At 65.2% G+C, this 17,444-nt stretch carries 20 protein-coding genes; 14 read left to right on the top strand and 6 right to left on the bottom strand.

Features of this window, described 5'->3' with window-relative positions; all coding sequences use genetic code 11:
* The first annotated feature begins 15 nt into the window (after positions 1 to 15).
* The 8 genes from K678_RS01585 (at position 16) to K678_RS19325 (ending at position 6,344) form a co-directional block, all read left to right on the top strand.
* A complete protein-coding gene (locus tag K678_RS01585) occupies positions 16 to 570 on the top strand; it encodes a F0F1 ATP synthase subunit delta (RefSeq protein WP_021130707.1) in 555 nt (184 codons plus the stop codon).
* Positions 570 to 2,099, top strand: coding sequence for a F0F1 ATP synthase subunit alpha (atpA, locus tag K678_RS01580; RefSeq protein ID WP_021130706.1), 1,530 nt, complete (start codon positions 570 to 572; stop codon positions 2,097 to 2,099). The genes K678_RS01585 and atpA overlap by 1 nt, the downstream gene beginning before the upstream one ends.
* Before the next feature lie 147 nt (positions 2,100 to 2,246).
* Complete coding sequence (locus K678_RS01575; RefSeq protein ID WP_021130705.1) at positions 2,247 to 3,131, top strand: F0F1 ATP synthase subunit gamma; 885 nt, start codon at positions 2,247 to 2,249, stop codon at positions 3,129 to 3,131.
* A gap of 20 nt (positions 3,132 to 3,151) precedes the next feature.
* On the top strand, positions 3,152 to 4,576 hold the full coding sequence (gene atpD / locus K678_RS01570; protein WP_021130704.1) for a F0F1 ATP synthase subunit beta: 1,425 nt from the start codon (positions 3,152 to 3,154) through the stop codon (positions 4,574 to 4,576).
* A 17-nt stretch (positions 4,577 to 4,593) separates the two neighbouring features.
* Positions 4,594 to 4,995: an ATP synthase F1 subunit epsilon gene (gene atpC / locus K678_RS01565; RefSeq protein WP_021130703.1), complete on the top strand. Its 402-nt coding sequence runs from the start codon at positions 4,594 to 4,596 to the stop codon at positions 4,993 to 4,995.
* Between the two features lie 205 nt (positions 4,996 to 5,200).
* Positions 5,201 to 5,725, top strand: coding sequence for an NMCC_0638 family (lipo)protein (locus K678_RS01560; protein WP_231376185.1), 525 nt, complete (start codon positions 5,201 to 5,203; stop codon positions 5,723 to 5,725).
* Positions 5,722 to 6,054 carry a hypothetical protein gene (locus K678_RS19330; protein ID WP_021130701.1) on the top strand — a complete coding sequence of 111 codons (333 nt, stop codon included), beginning with the start codon at positions 5,722 to 5,724 and terminating at the stop codon, positions 6,052 to 6,054. Before K678_RS01560 ends, K678_RS19330 begins: the two co-directional genes overlap by 4 nt.
* Positions 6,054 to 6,344: a hypothetical protein gene (locus tag K678_RS19325; protein ID WP_021130700.1), complete on the top strand. Its 291-nt coding sequence runs from the start codon at positions 6,054 to 6,056 to the stop codon at positions 6,342 to 6,344. Before K678_RS19330 ends, K678_RS19325 begins: the two co-directional genes overlap by 1 nt.
* Before the next feature lie 13 nt (positions 6,345 to 6,357).
* Here the strand turns inward: K678_RS19325 and gmhB are convergent, their stop codons facing one another.
* From gmhB to K678_RS01535, 4 genes are all read right to left on the bottom strand, one after another.
* Positions 6,358 to 6,894, bottom strand: coding sequence for a D-glycero-beta-D-manno-heptose 1,7-bisphosphate 7-phosphatase (gene gmhB, locus K678_RS01550; RefSeq protein WP_021130699.1), 537 nt, complete (start codon positions 6,892 to 6,894; stop codon positions 6,358 to 6,360).
* Positions 6,895 to 6,898: 4 nt separating this feature from the next.
* Positions 6,899 to 8,185 (bottom strand): RsmB/NOP family class I SAM-dependent RNA methyltransferase, encoded by a 1,287-nt coding sequence (locus K678_RS01545; RefSeq protein WP_021130698.1) that lies wholly within the window; start codon positions 8,183 to 8,185, stop codon positions 6,899 to 6,901.
* Between the two features lie 3 nt (positions 8,186 to 8,188).
* The gene (locus tag K678_RS01540; RefSeq protein WP_021130697.1) at positions 8,189 to 9,769 is read right to left on the bottom strand and encodes a hypothetical protein; all 1,581 of its coding nucleotides are present in this window, start codon (positions 9,767 to 9,769) and stop codon (positions 8,189 to 8,191) included.
* Positions 9,770 to 9,861: 92 nt separating this feature from the next.
* Positions 9,862 to 11,445, bottom strand: coding sequence for a lysine--tRNA ligase (locus K678_RS01535; protein WP_021130696.1), 1,584 nt, complete (start codon positions 11,443 to 11,445; stop codon positions 9,862 to 9,864).
* A 265-nt stretch (positions 11,446 to 11,710) separates the two neighbouring features.
* Here K678_RS01535 and K678_RS01530 point away from each other — a divergent pair, with 265 nt between their 5' ends.
* Together K678_RS01530 and K678_RS01525 are read left to right on the top strand one after the other, a co-directional pair.
* Positions 11,711 to 12,898 (top strand): M23 family metallopeptidase, encoded by a 1,188-nt coding sequence (locus K678_RS01530; RefSeq protein WP_021130695.1) that lies wholly within the window; start codon positions 11,711 to 11,713, stop codon positions 12,896 to 12,898.
* Positions 12,879 to 13,388: a bactofilin family protein gene (locus tag K678_RS01525; RefSeq protein ID WP_021130694.1), complete on the top strand. Its 510-nt coding sequence runs from the start codon at positions 12,879 to 12,881 to the stop codon at positions 13,386 to 13,388. Before K678_RS01530 ends, K678_RS01525 begins: the two co-directional genes overlap by 20 nt.
* A gap of 122 nt (positions 13,389 to 13,510) precedes the next feature.
* On the opposite strand, the gene K678_RS01520 is transcribed toward K678_RS01525, so the two are convergent.
* Complete coding sequence (locus K678_RS01520) at positions 13,511 to 13,810, bottom strand: hypothetical protein (protein ID WP_039851809.1); 300 nt, start codon at positions 13,808 to 13,810, stop codon at positions 13,511 to 13,513.
* Between the two features lie 147 nt (positions 13,811 to 13,957).
* Between K678_RS01520 and ccmA the strand changes: the two genes are divergently transcribed.
* Together ccmA and ccmB are read left to right on the top strand one after the other, a co-directional pair.
* Entirely contained in the window at positions 13,958 to 14,635 is a 678-nt protein-coding gene (ccmA, locus tag K678_RS01515) for a heme ABC exporter ATP-binding protein CcmA (RefSeq protein WP_021130692.1), read from the top strand.
* Entirely contained in the window at positions 14,632 to 15,297 is a 666-nt protein-coding gene (gene ccmB, locus K678_RS01510) for a heme exporter protein CcmB (protein ID WP_021130691.1), read from the top strand. The genes ccmA and ccmB overlap by 4 nt, the downstream gene beginning before the upstream one ends.
* Here the strand turns inward: ccmB and K678_RS01505 are convergent, their stop codons facing one another.
* Positions 15,298 to 15,774: a bacteriohemerythrin gene (locus tag K678_RS01505; RefSeq protein ID WP_021130690.1), complete on the bottom strand. Its 477-nt coding sequence runs from the start codon at positions 15,772 to 15,774 to the stop codon at positions 15,298 to 15,300. It lies immediately after the preceding gene.
* A gap of 206 nt (positions 15,775 to 15,980) precedes the next feature.
* Between K678_RS01505 and K678_RS01500 the strand changes: the two genes are divergently transcribed.
* Both K678_RS01500 and K678_RS01495 read left to right on the top strand, forming a co-directional pair.
* Complete coding sequence (locus K678_RS01500; RefSeq protein ID WP_021130689.1) at positions 15,981 to 16,778, top strand: MlaA family lipoprotein; 798 nt, start codon at positions 15,981 to 15,983, stop codon at positions 16,776 to 16,778.
* The gene (locus tag K678_RS01495) at positions 16,775 to 17,425 is read left to right on the top strand and encodes an MlaC/ttg2D family ABC transporter substrate-binding protein (protein ID WP_021130688.1); all 651 of its coding nucleotides are present in this window, start codon (positions 16,775 to 16,777) and stop codon (positions 17,423 to 17,425) included. The genes K678_RS01500 and K678_RS01495 overlap by 4 nt, the downstream gene beginning before the upstream one ends.
* Positions 17,426 to 17,444 lie beyond the last annotated feature (19 nt).

Raw genomic sequence — 17,444 nt, 5'->3', positions numbered from 1 at the left:
TAAGGACTTGCCCAGGTGCCATCCGAAACTATTGGCGTGATCGCCGACCGCTATGCCGGCGCCCTGTTCGAGCTGGCTGAGGCTCAAAACGGCCTTGACGACGTCGCCGGGGATCTCCGGACGTTGAAGGCCATGCTGCACGACAGCGCCGACCTCCGCCGCTTGGTGGGAAGTCCGGTGTTGAGCCGGGCCGAACAAGGCCGGGCGATTGTCGCCGTGGCGAAGGCCGCCGGCTTCACCGACCTCACCACCCGCTTCCTGGGACTGGCCGCGAAAAGCCGCCGCCTGTTCCTGATGGAAGCGGCGATCAATTCCTATCTCGGCCGGCTGGCCGCGCGGCGTGGGGAACGGACGGCCGAAGTGGCCTCCGCCGTTCCGCTGTCGCAGGCCCAGCAAGACGCCTTGTCCTCCGCCCTCCGCACCACCTTCGGCGGCTCCGTCGCCGTTGAGGTGAAGGTCGACCCCGGCCTGCTCGGCGGTCTGGTGGTCAAGGTCGGCTCCCAAATGGTTGACAGCTCGCTCAAGACGAAGCTGCAGCATCTCAAGCTCGCTATGAAAGGGGTTGGATAATGGAAATCCGCGCCGCGGAAATCTCCGCAATCCTCAAGCAACAGATCGCCAGCTTCGGAACCGAGGCGGAAGTTGCCGAGGTCGGTCAGGTCCTGTCGGTCGGAGACGGTATCGCCCGCGTGCATGGCCTTGATAAGGTCCAGGCCGGCGAGATGGTCGAATTCCCCGGCGGCATCAAGGGGATGGCGCTGAATCTCGAAGTCGACAATGTCGGCATCGTGATTTTCGGCAACGACCGCTCGATCAAGGAAGGCGATGTCGTCAAGCGCACTGGCGCGATCGTCGATGTGCCGGTGGGCAAGGGCCTGCTCGGTCGCGTCGTTGACGCGCTCGGCAATCCGATCGACGGCAAGGGTCCGATCGAAGCTGCGGGCCGTGCCCGAGTCGACGTCAAGGCTCCCGGCATCATTCCGCGTAAGTCGGTGCATGAGCCGATGTCGACCGGCATCAAGGCGATCGACACCCTGATCCCGATCGGGCGTGGTCAGCGCGAACTGGTGATCGGTGACCGTCAGACCGGCAAGACCGCGATCCTGATCGACACCATCATCAATCAGAAGCGCTGGCACAGCGGCACCGACGAATCGGCCAAGCTGTTCTGCATCTATGTCGCCGTCGGCCAGAAGCGTTCGACCGTCGCCCAGATCGTCAAGACGCTGACCGATTACGGCGCGATGGAATACACCATCGTCGTCGCCGCCACCGCGTCCGAGCCCGCCCCGCTCCAGTTCCTGGCTCCCTATGCCGGCTGTGCGATGGGCGAGTATTTCCGCGACAACGGCATGCACGCTCTGATCATTTATGACGATCTGTCCAAGCAGGCGGTCGCCTATCGTCAGATGTCGCTGCTGCTCCGTCGTCCGCCGGGACGTGAAGCCTATCCGGGCGACGTGTTCTATCTCCATTCGCGCCTGCTCGAACGCGCCGCCAAGATGGGCGACGCCGCCGGTAACGGCTCGCTGACCGCTCTGCCGGTGATCGAGACCCAGGCCAACGACGTTTCCGCCTACATCCCGACCAACGTGATTTCGATCACCGACGGTCAGATCTTCCTCGAGACCGAGCTGTTCTATAAGGGCATCCGCCCCGCCGTGAACGTCGGCCTCTCGGTGTCGCGCGTCGGTTCCGCCGCGCAGATCAAGGCGATGAAGCAGGTTGCTGGCTCGATCAAGCTGGAACTGGCGCAGTATCGTGAAATGGCGGCCTTCGCCCAGTTCGCTTCGGATCTCGATCCGGCGACCCAGAAGCTGCTCAATCGCGGTGCCCGTCTGACCGAATTGTTGAAGCAGCCCCAGTTCTCGCCGCTGTCGACCGAAGAAGAAGTCGTGTCGGTCTATGCCGGTGTGAAGGGCTATCTCGACAAGATCGACGTCCGTCAGGTCGGCCGCTTCGAAGCCGGTCTGCTGGCCGACATCAAGGCGAAGTCGCCGGAAATCTTGACCTCGATCGCCGCTGACAAGCAGATCAAGGCCGAAACCGAAGAAAAGTTGAAGGCGGCGATCGTCGCTTTCACCAAAACCTTCGCCTGATCGCCGCGACGATCCGCTCCCGCACCGGTGATCCGGTCGGGAGCGAGATCGTCGCTTCGTCACCCAAGGGTCGCGAGGGCGACCCTCCGAGAGCAGGCAAGCGCCCGCCGCCCCGGGGGGACGTCACGCAAGGGAGTGTAGGAGTTCATGCCGAGCCTCAAGGACCTAAGGCTGAGGATCACCAGCGTCAAATCGACGCGCAAGATCACCTCGGCCATGAAAATGGTCGCGGCCTCCAAGCTTCGCCGGGCCCAGACCGCGGCCGAAGCGGCCCGGCCCTTCGCCGAACGCATGGAACGGATGCTGGGCACCCTGGCGGGCGCGATGGCCGGTCAGGCTGGCGCCCCGGCGATGCTGACCGGCACCGGATCGGATCAGGTTCACCTGATCGTCCCGGTGACTGCGGACCGTGGCCTGTGCGGCGGCTTCAATTCGAGCATCACCCGGTCCACCCGGTTGCTCACCGCCGAGCTGCTGAAGCAGGGCAAGAAGGTCGTTATTCTGCCGGTCGGTCGCAAAGGCCGCGAGGCGTTGCGCCGCGATTACGGTCATCTGATGATCGAGGGTTTCGACAATCTCGGCCGTAAGGGGATCACCTTCCCCGAAGCCGATCAGGTCGCCACCCGGATCACCCAGATGTTCGCCAATGGCGAGTTCGATGTCTGTACCGTCGTCTACAACCGCTTTGTGTCGGCGATTTCGCAGAACGTCACCCGCCAGCAGCTGATCCCGTTCCCGGTTCCGGCCCAGTCCGAAACGGTCGATGCCTCGGCCCGGGCTGTCTATGAGTTCGAGCCCGGTGAAGCCGAAATCCTGGCCGAGATCCTGCCGCGCAATCTGGCCATCCAGTTGTTCCGCTCGATGCTGGAAAGCCAGGCGTCGGAACAGGGTGCGCGGATGACCGCGATGGACAATGCCACCCGGAATGCGGGCGACATGATCAATGCCTTGGCGATCAAATACAATCGGTCGCGCCAGGCCCAGATCACCAAGGAACTGATCGAAATCATCTCCGGCGCCGAAGCGCTGTGACGGAAGACGAGGAGCACACCATGGCAATCAACAATGTCGGCACGATCACCCAGGTCCTGGGCGCGGTCGTGGACGTGCGCTTCGAAGGCCCGCTGCCGGCCATTCTGAACGCGCTCGAGCTGGAACATCAGGGCCGCAAGCTGGTGCTGGAAGTCGCCCAGCATCTGGGCGAGTCCACCGTGCGGACCATCGCCATGGACTCGACCGACGGTCTGACCCGTGGGGCCAAGGCGGTCGACACCGGAACCGCGATCCGCGTTCCGGTCGGTCCCGAGACCCTGGGCCGCATCATGAACGTGATCGGCGAGCCGATCGACGAGCGTGGCCCGATCAACGCCAAGTCGAGCGCGCCGATCCACGCCGAAGCGCCCGAATTCATCGAACAGTCGACCGAGACCGAAATTCTCGTCACCGGCATTAAGGTCATCGATCTGCTGGCCCCCTACGCCAAGGGCGGTAAGGTCGGCCTGTTCGGCGGCGCCGGTGTCGGCAAGACCGTTCTGATCATGGAACTGATCAACAACATCGCCAAGGCGCACGGCGGTTACTCGGTGTTCGCCGGTGTCGGCGAGCGTACCCGCGAGGGCAACGATCTCTATCACGAGATGATCGAGTCGAACGTCATTAAGCTGGACGGCCCCGGTTCGAAGGTCGCCCTGGTTTATGGCCAGATGAACGAGCCGCCGGGTGCCCGCGCCCGCGTCGCCCTGTCCGGTCTGACCGTGGCGGAATATTTCCGCGACGTCGAAGCCCAGGACGTGCTGTTCTTCGTCGACAACATCTTCCGCTTCACCCAGGCCGGTTCGGAAGTGTCGGCTCTGCTGGGCCGCATCCCGTCGGCGGTGGGCTATCAGCCCACTCTCGCCACCGACATGGGCGCGTTGCAGGAGCGGATCACCTCGACCAAGAAGGGCTCGATCACCTCGGTCCAGGCGATTTACGTCCCGGCCGACGATCTCACCGATCCGGCTCCGGCCACCTCGTTCGCCCACTTGGACGCCACCACCGTTCTGTCGCGTCAGATCGCCGAGCTGGGTATCTACCCGGCGGTCGATCCGCTCGACTCGACCTCGCGCGTCCTCGACCCCCGCGTCGTCGGCAAGGAGCATTACGAGACCGCTCGCGAAGTGCAGCGCATCCTCCAGACCTACAAGTCGCTTCAGGACATCATCGCCATCCTTGGCATGGATGAACTGTCGGAAGAGGACAAGCTGATCGTCGCCCGCGCTCGTAAGATCCAGCGCTTCCTGTCGCAGCCCTTCCACGTCGCCGAAGTCTTCACCGGCTCGCCGGGTAAGCTGGTGTCGCTGGAAGAGACCATTAAGGGCTTCAAGGCGATCATCGCCGGCGAGTACGATCACCTGCCCGAATCCGCCTTCTACATGGTCGGCGGCATCGACGAGGCGATCGAGAAGGCCAAGAAGATGGCCGCCGAAGCCGCCTGACGTAAAGGAACATCGGCATGGCCGAGAAGATCCAGTTCGAATTGGTGTCACCGGCAAAGCTCTTGTTGTCAGAGCCGGTGGAAATGGTGGTGGTTCCGGGCGAGGACGGCGATTTCGGCGCCCTCCCCCTCCATGCTCCGTTGATTTCCACCGTGCGCCCCGGTGTCATCGACATCCATAACGACGGCAAGGTCACCAACCGGATCTTCGTCGCCGGTGGCTTCGCCGAAGTGACCGGCGAACGGGTCACCGTTCTGGCGGAAGAAGCGTTTCCGCTGGACGAGTTGACCAGCGAGATCGCGGCCGAGCGTCGTGCTGCCGCTGACCTCGCCGTCACCGATGCGCAGACCGACCTGGATCGCAGCCGGGCGGCCCGCCAGGTGGCGATTGCCGAAGCGATGGTTGTCGCTCTGCGCTGACCGACCGCCGATTTCGATCGATAAAGCGCGGGACCGCTCTCTGCCGAGGGCGGTCCCGTTGCTTTTGTACCCCCCTCCCCCAGGTCTCCCACACTTGAACCGGACGGGCGGCTGTGGTCTGCTTCGCTCCATGATCACTCTCCCCAGAGCCATTGCGGCCGGACTGATCGCGCTGCTTGTCCTCGCCGCGTCCCCGAACCGGGCAATGGCGGCCCCGCCGAACGACAGCGTCGACGTCGCGGCCCGCACCTTCCTGCTGGGCTGCGTCGCCTATGCGGGGGATTACGCCAAGCTGCGCGAGGTGTTGCGTCCGGGACGGGACATGTATCTGCCCGAACTGTCGCCCGCCGATGCCGCCCCCTTCCTCCAGGGTCGCGAGGGCTCGGCCTGGGCGCGGCCCGATGCCGGGGTTACCCTGGCGTTGCTGAACCCCGACGAAACCTGCATCGTCTTCGTCCGCAAGGTCGCGACCGACGCTCTCTTCCGCCGCCTTCAAGCCGATCTGCGCTCGGGATTGGGCAAATCCTTCACCGTGCGCGCCGCCGGAGAAGAGACGAAGGGAGCGATGCGATCGCGCTTCATTGATCTGATCCCGTCCGGGGCCTACCGCGAGGAGCTGATCCGGCTCTACACCGTCGAACCGGCGGGGATGCGGGTGATCCTCACCACCTCGGAAACGGCCAATCCCGATCTTCAGGCGATCATCACTCTTGGCGCGAGGTCCCCATGAGGCTGACACGGGTTCTGTCGGTACTGTCGCTGCTGTGTGCCGCTCCGGCCCTGGCCCAGACGGCCCCCGCGCTTGATCCCAGCGTTGTCCGCGACCAGACCAGCCGGTTGGCCACCGCCGTCCTGGGGCAGATTTGTCTGATCAATATCGGCGATGCCAGCGGAACCCTGGCCGCTGCCGCGGCGGGGGGCGAGTTCGGCTTTATCGATGCGCCGCCCGATGTCGCCAAGGCACTGCTGGGCGAGCGCAGCGGCAGCGTCCGGGTTCTGCGCCGGGCCGGATTGGGGGCATCACCCTGGTCGTCTCGCAAGACGGCCTCTGCTCGGTGATGGCGGAATTCGCCGATCCGATCGCCGTTCACCGCTATCTCGTCGCGATGGTCGAACGCGGCGGGATGAAGGATGGCGGATCGTTACTGCCGCTCGACAGCCGGGACGCCGAGGGGATGACCCTCAGCGATTATGTCTACACCCCAAGCGGATGGTTCGCCAAAATCCTGGCCAAACGCCTGGGCGGCAACGGCAGCGCTCCGGTGGCGCTGATGACCCTGGTGGCGCCCCCCGGCCGCACCGCGATGGAGGGCGTTTTGTCGGTCCGCTTGGCTCCGGCTGGAAAATAGCGCCCGACGGCGCCTAGCCGACCAGACGCTCGATCTGCGCCACCGCCGCAGCAAGATCGTTGACGATATAATCAGCGCGCGAGGTCGCCACCGCCTTGGCACCATGGCCGGTGCGGACCAGAAAGCTGACCGCCCCAACGCCGTGCCCCAATTCGACATCGACTTCCTTATCGCCGATGACAAAGGCCTGGGCCGGATCGAATCCGTGATCGGCAACCGCCTGATCGATCATGCCGGGGCGAGGTTTGCGGCACGCGCACTCCTCGTCCGGACCGTGCGGGCAGACATACAGCCCGTCGAGATGCGCCCCCTCGGCAGCCAGCACTTGGTCGAGGCGGCGGTGAATCTCCGCCAGCCGGGCCAGATCGAAATAGCCCCGGGCGATCCCCGACTGGTTGGTCACCACCACCACCCCCAGCCCAAGCTGGTTCAACCGCCGCACCGCCGCCCCCGCGCCGGGATACAGCTCGAGCTGATCGGGGTCGGACAGATAATGCTTCTCGACGTTCAAGGTTCCGTCGCGGTCGATCAGGACGAATCGGCGGCTCATCGACTTAGACCCGGCGCAGACGGGCGGCGAAGAAGGCATCCATGCCCCCCTTCTCGCCCAGATGGCAGGGCAGCGTGCGCAGATCGCCCGCCGGGGTAATCAGTTCGGCCAGCCCGCCGACCTCATCCGGCCGGATCGGCACCCGCTCCAGCGGAGCACCGGCGGCCAGGGCGCGCTCGACCTGATCAATCCCCTCCTGCGGCTCCAACGAGCAGACGCAGTAAATCAGCGTCCCACCGGGAACAAGCAGCGCGGTCGCGGCCTCGAACAGGCGGGCCTGGGCGGCAGACAGTTTGGTGACGTCAGCCGGGCTTTTGTGGCGGGCGACGTCGGGATGGCGGCGCAGCGTCCCGGTGGCGGAACACGGCGCATCGAGCAGTACGGCGTCGAAGGTTTCGCCCGGGGCCCAGGCGGCGGCATCGGCGGCGATAATCGTCGCCGACAATCCCAGCCGGGCCAAATTATCGGACAGCCGCCCCAGCCGGGGAGCCGAGCGGTCAAGCGCGGTCACCACTGCCCCGGCCGAGGCAAGTTGCAGCGCCTTGCCGCCCGGTGCGGCGCACAGATCGACAACGCGCTTGCCCCGGACATCGCCAAACAGCCGTGCTGGCAAGGCGGCGGCGGCATCTTGAATCCACCAGCCGCCTTCGTCGAACCCGGCCAGACGCGACACCGCCCCGCCCCCGCTGCGCCGAAGCGAGCCGGTGGGGAGAATCTCGGCCTCGAGCCGGGCGGCCCAGCCCTCGGGATCGGCGGCAACGGTGATATCGACCGGAGCCTCGGTCAGATGGGCGGCGGCGATGGCGTGGGCCACCTCGTCGCCATAGGTATTCGACCACGACCGCCACAGCCAGTCCGGGGTATCGAGCCGGGCGGCATCCTGGGCCGCGACCATCTCGGCCCCATCGCGCGACAGACGGCGCAGCACCGCGTTGATCAGCCCGGTGAACCCGGCCAGCGGGGTATGCTTGACCAGATCGACGGTGGTCGAGATCGCCGCATGCGGCGGCAGATCGAGGAACAGCAACTGGCAAACGCCGAGCCGCAAGGCGTGGCAGGCCATCACCGCGCGCGGCCCGAGCGGACGGTCGAGACAGAGCGCGATCAGGGCGTCAATCTGGCCGAGGCGGCGCAGCGTCGTCGCCAGCAACAGCCGCACAAAGGCGCGGTCGCGGTCGTCCAGCGTCGCCAGTCGGCGGTCTTCGAGCATGTCGTCGAGCAGACGGTCGCGATCGAGGATGGTGGACAGAAGCTCAAGAGCAAGGGCACGGGGAGTCGGCTTGGGCGCCATGGATTACCTTTGTGGATCGTCAAGCCAATGCGGCTCGACCACCGAACGGGTCTTGCGGCTTTCGGCCAGTTTGCGGACATGGGCCAGGTTGCGCGCCGCCACCTTGGCCGGGCGCTTCGCGCCATGGGTCTGGAATACGTCCAGGGCGGCGGTCAGGGCCAGTTCGGCCTCGACCAGATGGCCACCGCCTTCGGAATGGCGGTCGAGCAGGAACAGGGCCGAGCCCAGGGTGTTCTGAGTCGCCGCCCAGGCCAGCGGCGTCCGGTCGCGGCTGCGGATCTCCAGCACGGAATGGCAGGCATCGACCGCCCGCTGCAATACTTCGACGTTGCGCAATTGATCGCCATAGACCTCCAGCACCTGAGCGACAGTGTGCATCACGTCGGCCCAGCGGGACGGGGTCTCGGTGCGGGAATAGACCTGAAGGGTCGATTGCAGCGCCTGGAGCGCCTCGCGCAGCAATTCGGTCTGGCCGGTCAGCAAATCGAGCCGGTACAGCGCCGTCCCCAGCCGGAGCTGGGTCGCCGCCCAATCCTGCGGCATCACCGCCCGCGGCAGGGTTTCCGCCGCCGAACGCCATTCGCGGATCGCCTCTTCCAACAATGGAGCCGGTTCCTTCGAACGGTCGGCCTTGGCGGCAATCGCGGCGGCGATATGGCGATGGATCAAACCGCCTTCCCAACCGGGATCGGTGCGGCCCAGCCTTCGTTCCGCCTGACGATAGGCATTGATCGCCTTGTCGGCCCAGACGGTGGCCTGCTCGGCCGGAGCAATCGCGGCGACGGCGGCGGCGATATGACCGAACAGCATCTGCACCGAACGCTGCTGCGGCATCGCCATCTGGACCGGCGGCTTGGCGGCCAAGGGCTCGGCGGCGATCGCGGCGGGCAACAACAGGCGGCGCAACGCGGTGCGGCGCGGCTCGCTGCCCGGATCGGTCGCCGCCAGCAGAGCGGCAAACAGCAGATTGACCACCGGCTCGGACAGATCAAGCGGCAGTTCGATCCGGGTGGCGGGACCGAACCGTTCCTCGTCGCTGGCGGCGGTGGCCAGCCGCAGACGGTAGCCGTCCTTGGTCAGATCACCCCACAGCAGGAGATCGGCATCTTCCTCGACGACGGCATGACGGGTGTTCATCGTCACCGCGGCAACCAGGGCCGGGTCTTCCAACCCGTCGAGGCTAAACAGCTTGGGCAGCGCCTTGACCTTCAGCGCGGTCCGCGCCGACAGCGCCTGATTGAGCCGGGTTGCCCCCGCCCCATCGGCATCGTTGCCCAAAGCAGCGACGACGACGGTCAGAACCGGAGGATCGGGCAGCGGCGCGGCGGGCTGAGCCACTGCCGGTGGCTTGGGCCGCAACAAGCCGGTCAGCATCTCGATCAGGCTTTGCCGCAGGGTGCGGGTCAGGTCCGCCGAAGCGGGGGCCGGTGCGGCAGACGGAGAGGCAGAGGGGAGAACGGGGTCGGGTTTGACCGGCTCGGCGCGTGCGGGGGCCGCAGGGGTCCCGCCGCCGGTCTGTCCCGCCAGCGCTCGTGCCCGCTTCAGCCGTTCCGCGCGTTTATCGCCGTCATCCTCGTTGGCCATGGCGTACCCTATACGGCACCGGCGCGATGGGGGCAACCGGCCCGGCTCGAAACGGGGCGATCGCCGATGGCGACCGCCCCACCTCGGAGACTTTAGATGGCTTCGCCCTTGATCGCCTTGTCGAGCAGGGCGATGGTCTCGGGGATACCATAGAGGCGGATAAAGCTGCCCAGACGCGGCCCCTGCTCGGCTCCCAGAAGCACTTCGTAGCACGCCTTGAACCACGCCTTGAGGTCGGTGAAGCAGGGACGCTTGCCGATCTCATAGACCAGGGCCTGAAGGTCCTCAACCGAGGCATCGACAGGCAACGCCTCCAGCCCGGCCTTCAGCGCGGTAAAGGCCTCGGCCTCGTCCGCCGTCGCGGCCCGATAGCGCAGCGACGGTTTGACGAAATCGCGGTAATAGGCGATCGCGTAGCCGACCAGCGAATCGAGGATCGGCGCGGTTTCCGGGCTGGCGCCGGGAACATAGCGGCGGATGAAGCCCCACAGCACCGCCGGATCCTCGGAATGGCAGACGCTGGCAAGATTCAGCAGGATGCCGAAGGTCAGGTGAGCCTCTTCGCGGGGCGGCTGGCCCTGATGGATGTGCCAGACCGGATTTTCCAGCCGCTTGGCATCGTCCTCGGCCGGGAACTTGCCAAGGAAGGTCAGGTAATCATCGACCGCGCGGGGAATGACGTCGAAATACAGCCGCTTCGCCGCCTTGGGCTTCTGGTACATGAACAGGGCCAGGCTTTCCGGCGGGGCGTATTTCAGCCAATCCTCGACAGCGAGACCGTTGCCCTTCGATTTCGAAATCTTCTGCCCCTTGTCGTCGAGGAACAGTTCGTAGGTCAGGGTCTGCGGCGGCTGGCCACCGAGAATGCGGGCGATCCGGGTCGACAGCTCGACCGAGGGGATCAGATCCTTGCCGCTCATTTCGTAATCGACGCCGAGCGCGACCCAGCGCATTCCCCAATCGGCCTTCCATTGCAGCTTGCACTGCCCGCCGGTCACCGGGGTTTCGACCAGGGTTCCATCGGTGTCACGATAGATGATGGTGCCGTCGTCGGGACGGGTTTCGACCACCGGCACCTGCAACACGATCCCGGTCTTGGGACAGACCGGCAGGAACGGCGAATAGGTGGCGCGGCGCTCTTCGCCCAGGGTGGGCAGAACGACGTTGATGACCTCGTCATAATGACGCAGCACACCGAGCAGCGCCTGATCGTAACGCCCGGACTTGTACCAGTCGGTCGCCGACTGGAACTCATACTCGAAGCCGAACGCATCCAGGAACGAGCGCAGGCGGGCGTTGTTATGGTGGCCGAAGCTTTCGTGGGTACCGAACGGATCGGGGATCGAGGTCAGCGGCTTGCCGAGATGGGCGCGGACCATCTCCTGATTCGGGATATTGTCGGGAACCTTGCGCAGGCCATCCATATCGTCCGAAAAGGCAAACAGACGGGTCGGAATCTCGGGGGCCAGCAGCGAAAAGGCGCGCCGGACCATGGTGGTGCGCACCACCTCGCCGAAGGTGCCGATATGGGGCAGCCCCGACGGACCGTAGCCCGTCTCGAACAGAACGTAGCCTTTATCCGGTTTTTTCCCCTGCAAGCGGCCATCCAACAGAGCGCGGGCTTCCTGGAACGGCCAGGCGGCGGCGGAACGGGCGAGGTCGCGAAGATCGGGCATTTTCTAGAACTTCCAGAAGACGGATAAAGCCGGTGACGATATTCCCGCCGGGCGGTCGCGTCAATCGTCCGCCCCGAAATCGGCCGAGTCGACACAGTCTGACACCGATTGCCACGGCGCAGCCAACATTCGTCTTGCCCGGATCAGGAGTTCTTACCTATAGGTTAGGGCCGGAAGGCTGACTACACTGAATTTTCCCAAAGCTGGGCGATCGTCCCTGTCGGGCGGTCGTCGGGCCATCCTGCCACGGGGGGAGCAGATAAAGGTGAGGGACCCGCGAGCGATCCAGGCGGCCGAACAACGCCTCAAAGCGGTTCGTCGCGCCTTCGTCGCAATCGTGCCCGAATCCCGGGTGCTGATCCGCCGCGCCGACGGCACGGCTGTCCAAATCGCCCTGGGTCGGGGACGGCTGGTTGCGCTGGGCGCCGCCGTCGCGGGCTGCGTGTTGTGGGCGGCCGCCTCCACCCTGATGCTGCTCCATCATCCCGAAGAACTGGTCCAGCGCGAACAGCGGCTGGAAGAAATGCTGTCGGCGACCCATAGCGCCCAGCAACGATTGATCGCCTCGCAGAAGATGGTCGCCGACATCACCCGCGAGGTCGATCTGGTCCAGTCCAGCCTGATGGTTCTGGCCGAATCCAATGCCGCCTTGGTCAAGGGCGCCCCGGAAAAACAACGCTCGCTGCCCGGCCCGGTCGCCGATCCGGTCAAAACCGACGACGCCCCGGCCGAGTCCGAGGTCCGCGCCGTGCGCGATCAGGTCCGGCGGCTGGAAACCTCGCTGGAACGTCTGCGGATGGCCTATGCCCAGGCGGTGCAGACCACCAGCGACGCCGCCGCCGCTCGCATCGCCGATGCCGAACATTCGCTGTCGCGGCTGGGGATCGATCCCGGCCGGGTAATCGAAACGCGCCACCCCGAACGTGGCCGCGGCGGTCCGTTCGTCCCGGTCAACGCCACCGCGACCGAGCCCGGGCTGAACGGCCTGCTCGACCGGCTCGATCGCTGGAGCGGGGTCAAGGCGGCGATGCAGACGATGCCGTTGGGCGATCCGCTGCAAACCGACTACGACGTCAGCTCACCGTTCGGCCGCCGCAACGATCCGCTCAACCGCCGCACCGGGATTCACGAAGGCGTCGATCTGACCGCCCCGTTCGGCTCCCCGGTTCATGCCACCGGCGAAGGTCAGGTGCTGTTCGCCGGGCCGTGGGACCGCTATGGCCTCGCGATCGAAATCGACCATGGCGGCGGCGTTACCACCCGCTACGCCCACCTGTCCCGCATCCTGGTCCGCGAGGGCCAGCATGTCGGCCGTTCGACCGTGATCGGACTGCTCGGCAATACCGGCCGTTCGACCGGCCCGCATCTGCATTACGAAGTTCGACTGTCCGAAGTCCCCCGTGACCCCCTCAAATTCATCGCGGCAGGTGACCATGCTCTCAAGATTTGGTAAAGGCGGCGGCACGTCGTCCCGGAAGTCGCCGGCTGGGGGAACCCTGTCGCTGATCGGTGCCGATGTCCGCATCGTCGGCAACATCACCACCGAGGGCGAAATCCAGATCGACGGCCAGTTGGAAGGCGATATCGTCTGCCATCGGCTGTTGATCGGCGAATCCGGTCGGGTCACCGGCGAAATCACCGCCGAAACCACCCAGGTGCACGGCGAGGTGATCGGCAAGATCACCGCCGGGGCGGTGGTGATCGCGCGTGCCGCCCGCATCGCTGGCGACATCATTCACGACAGCATCGAAATCGAAGCCGGGGCGCAATTGGAAGGTCGTCTGGTCCGCAAGCAGGAAACGCCCGCCGCGGATGCCGCCCCCGCTCTGGCGGCGACCCCCACTCCGGCCCGGCTGGCCCCGCCACGCAAGGACACCGGGACGGACAAGGGCAAGGACAAGGCCGCCGAGGGCGATCTGTCGCCCGCCACCGGGGCCGCCTGAGGTCAGGCCGGTCCAATAGGAGCGCAAGCCGCGACCACGCCCCGGCTGGAGCGTCCGTTTGTTCTGATTTCACAACAAAGGGAAGTCTGGCGCGGGGCGGCCGACAGGCGGGATATTTGGGATTAGCGGCGGAAAACCGGGCGACGCCAGCGCGGACGATGGCGGCACACGATCGAAAGAGTCACACCCATGGTTCCGACCACGACCCAGGCCGGAAGATCGAGAACCATCGCCTGGACCGTATCGAACAGGCTACGACCGGTTTCGGCGGTGTCGGGGGTATGACCGGCAAGCAACAAAACGAAATCGGCGGTGATCAGTCCGACGTAATCGGCCGGGCCTAAGGCCATGACCGCGTCAGCCGATGCCATGATGACGGCGAGACCGACCAGCAGCCACCCCGTCACACGTCCGAAGAGCATGATTTCCCCCTGGGCAAATCGAATCATATTGTCTTGATAAGCGAGGTTTGCTCCGACCTGGGGATAATTTCAACACCTTTTCTATGGCATTACACATGCGTAATGTGCGGGCGCATTCGGCTCTCGCCAAGGCGACGGAATTTTGCCATGGTGCCGCCCATGAGCACCGCCCAATCCCTTCTCTTTCGCGGTTCTGAGCTGGCCTGCCGACGTGGCGGACGGCTGGTGTTTTCCCATCTCGGCTTCACCCTCGAACCGGGGGGAGCGCTGTTGCTGCTCGGCCCCAACGGATCGGGCAAATCCAGCCTGTTGCGGGTGCTGGCCGGTCTGTTGCGCCCGTGTGCCGGGCAGTTGGACTGGAACGGCCAGTCCCTAGCCGACGATCCCGAAGCCCACGCCGCCCGGACTCACTATCTCGGCCATCACGACGCGATCAAGCCGGTGTTGAGCGTGGCCGAGGCCGTGCGCTTCTGGGCCCGGCTGCACCGGAGCGACACCGCCGAGGCCGACCGTGCCGCCGATGCGGCGATCGACCGCTTTGGCCTTGGCCATCTGGCCGACATGCCGGGACGGATGCTGTCGGCCGGGCAAAAGCGCCGGGTCAATCTGGCCCGGCTGCTGGCCGCGCCCTGCCCGCTGTGGCTGATGGATGAACCGACCACCGCGCTTGACCGCGCCTCGATCGCGGTGCTGGAAACGGTGCTGGCCGAGCATCGCGCCGGTGGCGGGATGGTCGTTCTGTCGACCCATGCCGACATCGTGCTGCCCGACGCCGCAATCCTGACCCTCGACCGCTTCGCCCCCGCCCCCGAAGGCCTGTCATGACCCGTTTCTTCGAAGTGGTCCGCCGCGATCTGCGTCTGGCGCTGCGCCAGGGATCGGACAGCGTGATGGTGGTGACCTTTTTTATCCTGACCGTGATCCTGTTTCCGTTCGGGCTGGGGCCGGAAACCAATCTGCTTGAGCGGGTCTCGCCCGGGGTGTTGATGGTCACCGCACTGTTGGCCTCGATGCTGTCGCTCGATCGGTTATTCCAGGCCGATTACGAGGATGGCTCGCTGGAATTGCTGGCGATGTCGCCGATGCCGCTCGAACTGGCGGTCGCGGCCAAGATGCTGGCCCACTGGCTGACGACCGGCCTGCCGCTGATCGTCGTCGCTCCGGTGCTCGCGGTGCTGCTCCACCTGCCCGCCGACGGTTTTGCCCCCCTGCTGGCGGCGATGGTGTTGGGCACCCCGGTTTTGTCGCTGATCGGCGGGATCGGTGCCGCCCTGGTGTTGGGAGCGCGGCGCGGCGGCGTGCTGTTATCGCTGCTGATCCTGCCGCTTTACATTCCGGTGCTGATTTTTTCGGTGGGAGCGATTGATGCCGCGATCCAGGGACTGGAAGCGGGACCGCATCTGCTGATCTTGGGTGGAATTCTGATCGCGTCCCTGGCGTTGTCGCCTTGGGTTGCCGCTGCCGCGCTGCGTCAGGCGGTCGAGTAATCAAGCCCCAATCAGAGGATGATGATCGGTGACGGAGCGGCGGCGCGACGAAGCCCCCCGCCGTCTTCGGCTGGTCGCCTCGACATAGGGCCGCATCTCGATATCGCCCCGGGTGATATGGAACACCATCCAGGTCGCGAGCGAATCCCCGAGGGTGCGTAGAATGCCAGCCCGGATTTGATCGCAGCCCACGGCGAAATGGCTGAGCACGGCATCCAGGCGCTTCAACAGCATCTGGTGGCCGAGGCGGTGAGCCTCGATATCGGGAAAGCCGATGCGGTGCTGGAGCGCCTCTTCCCGCAGGAAGTGGCCGAAACAGAGATCGCGCAATTGGGAAATGGCCGAGACAATGGCTTCACCATCTCCCAGGCCGGACGTGATAGTTTGCAGCCTACCGATCAATGCCATCATCGCCCGATGGTCGGCATCGATCTCGTCGTCACCAATCGCAAACGAATCGTCCCAGGCGATCGCCATCGTTCCCTCCCGACCGACACGGTAACGCCTAATTTGTTACCATACCGCGTCACCCCCCATCCTGGGAAGCCCGATGGTGGTACGGTCAGATTGCCGTTTTTTCCGTCTGGATTGTGATTGGTGAAGATAATAGAGTTTCGTATATATTCTGACGTCTATATCGAATTTCCCGGCCCTTCCGCCACGACCTTAGGGGTTACCTCAAGATGACCGCGCGCCGCCCCAGCCACAGCACCGCAGCCCGCATTGCTGGCTCAATCATCGCCTTGGGCCTTCTGGCCGGGTGCGCCACCCCTCCCCCGGACTCCGATCCGGAGGCGGTGGCGGAATGGGAACAAGTCAATGATCCGCTGGAGCCGATGAATCGCGAGATCTTCGCGTTCAACGATTTCCTCGACACCTATGCGATTCGCCCCGCCGCCGAGGGCTATCGTACCGTGGTGCCGCAATTCGGCCGCGACCGTATCCACGATGCCCTGCAAAACCTGAAATCGCCGTTGGTGTTCGCCAACGACCTGTTGCAGGGCGAACCCGACCGTGCGGTCCAGACCTTCTTCCGCGCTGCGTTCAACACCACCTTCGGTCTGCTTGGCTTCATCGACATCGCCACCGAGGCCGGTATCCCCGCCCACGAGGAAGATTTCGGTCAGACCCTGGCAGTGTGGGGCGTCGGCGAAGGACCGTATCTGGTCCTGCCGCTGTTCGGCCCGTCGAATCCGCGCGATGCCTTTGGCACCGCCGTCGAATGGTATGGCGATCCGGTTGATATCGTCATGGTCAACATGGGCTACGAATGGGCACCCTGGGCTCGCAGCGGCGTTTCCGGTCTTGACCGTCGTGAACGGCTGATCGACACCCTGGACGATGTCAAGCGGACCTCGCTCGATTATTACGCCTCGCTGCGCTCGCTCTATCGTCAGAATCGCGCCTCCGAGATCGCCAACGGGCACGACCGCTCTCCGCTCACCCCCGCTCCGTCTTCGTCGGGAGCGGCAGTCCGATGATTTCCCGCCGTCCGTTTTTGCTGGCTGCCCTGGGCGGCATCTCGCTGCTGGTTGCCCCGCTCCGTTTCGCCGCCGCCGACACGGCACCGATTGACCCGGCGATCGTCTTCGTCAACCGTCTCGCCGATACGGCGATGCAGACAATGGTCGGTAAGGGCGTTCCCGATTCCGAACGGGCCGCTCGCTTCCGCACCTTGTTCACCACCGAAGTCGATCTCGCCGAAATCGGCCGACGCGTGCTGGGCCGCTATTGGCGGAGCGCCACCCCCGAGCAGCAGCAGGACTTCCTGCGTTTGTTCGAGGATATCGTCGTCCTCACCTGGTCGACCCGCTTCAAGGATTACGGCGGCGACCTGCGCCACACCGTCATCGGGCTGGTCGATGATGGCGAGCGCGGGCTCACCGTCACCTCGCGAGTCGAGCGCGACCGCCAGCAGCCAATTACCCTGCAATGGCGGTTGAAGAGGACCGAAGGCGGATTCCGGGTCGTCGATCTGATTGTTGAGGGCTCGTCGATGGCCGTCACCTATCAGTCGGAATATGCCTCGGTGATCCGGGCCAATGGCGACCGGATCGACGGTTTGCTGTCCGCTTTGCGCAACAAGGTGGCCGATCTTCAGTCCAGTAGCGCCGCGCCGCGCAACTAAGGCCATCGGATCCGATGTT

Origin of the sequence: Magnetospirillum fulvum MGU-K5 (assembly GCF_000442515.1) — a bacterium.
Classification (GTDB): Bacteria; Pseudomonadota; Alphaproteobacteria; order Rhodospirillales; family Magnetospirillaceae; genus Phaeospirillum; species Phaeospirillum fulvum_B.
Note: the sequence above shows the minus strand (reverse complement) of the source record. Positions and strands in the feature narration are given on the sequence as shown.

Excerpts from the sequence above, each read along its gene's own strand:
- K678_RS01500 (WP_021130689.1), top strand. The coding sequence starts at position 15,981 with ATGACCGCGCGCCGCCCCAGCCACAGCACCGCAGCCCGCATTGCTGGC.
- atpC (WP_021130703.1), top strand. The coding sequence starts at position 4,594 with ATGGCCGAGAAGATCCAGTTCGAATTGGTGTCACCGGCAAAGCTCTTG.
- K678_RS01505 (WP_021130690.1), bottom strand. The coding sequence starts at position 15,774 with ATGGCGATCGCCTGGGACGATTCGTTTGCGATTGGTGACGACGAGATC.
- K678_RS01495 (WP_021130688.1), top strand. The coding sequence starts at position 16,775 with ATGATTTCCCGCCGTCCGTTTTTGCTGGCTGCCCTGGGCGGCATCTCG.
- ccmA (WP_021130692.1), top strand. The coding sequence starts at position 13,958 with ATGGTGCCGCCCATGAGCACCGCCCAATCCCTTCTCTTTCGCGGTTCT.
- K678_RS19330 (WP_021130701.1), top strand. The coding sequence starts at position 5,722 with ATGAGGCTGACACGGGTTCTGTCGGTACTGTCGCTGCTGTGTGCCGCT.
- K678_RS01520 (WP_039851809.1), bottom strand. The coding sequence starts at position 13,810 with ATGCTCTTCGGACGTGTGACGGGGTGGCTGCTGGTCGGTCTCGCCGTC.
- atpA (WP_021130706.1), top strand. The coding sequence starts at position 570 with ATGGAAATCCGCGCCGCGGAAATCTCCGCAATCCTCAAGCAACAGATC.
- K678_RS01575 (WP_021130705.1), top strand. The coding sequence starts at position 2,247 with ATGCCGAGCCTCAAGGACCTAAGGCTGAGGATCACCAGCGTCAAATCG.
- gmhB (WP_021130699.1), bottom strand. The coding sequence starts at position 6,894 with ATGAGCCGCCGATTCGTCCTGATCGACCGCGACGGAACCTTGAACGTC.
- K678_RS01560 (WP_231376185.1), top strand. The coding sequence starts at position 5,201 with ATGGCGGCCCCGCCGAACGACAGCGTCGACGTCGCGGCCCGCACCTTC.
- K678_RS01540 (WP_021130697.1), bottom strand. The coding sequence starts at position 9,769 with ATGGCCAACGAGGATGACGGCGATAAACGCGCGGAACGGCTGAAGCGG.
- K678_RS01535 (WP_021130696.1), bottom strand. The coding sequence starts at position 11,445 with ATGCCCGATCTTCGCGACCTCGCCCGTTCCGCCGCCGCCTGGCCGTTC.
- K678_RS19325 (WP_021130700.1), top strand. The coding sequence starts at position 6,054 with ATGGCGGAATTCGCCGATCCGATCGCCGTTCACCGCTATCTCGTCGCG.
- K678_RS01525 (WP_021130694.1), top strand. The coding sequence starts at position 12,879 with ATGCTCTCAAGATTTGGTAAAGGCGGCGGCACGTCGTCCCGGAAGTCG.
- ccmB (WP_021130691.1), top strand. The coding sequence starts at position 14,632 with ATGACCCGTTTCTTCGAAGTGGTCCGCCGCGATCTGCGTCTGGCGCTG.
- atpD (WP_021130704.1), top strand. The coding sequence starts at position 3,152 with ATGGCAATCAACAATGTCGGCACGATCACCCAGGTCCTGGGCGCGGTC.
- K678_RS01545 (WP_021130698.1), bottom strand. The coding sequence starts at position 8,185 with ATGGCGCCCAAGCCGACTCCCCGTGCCCTTGCTCTTGAGCTTCTGTCC.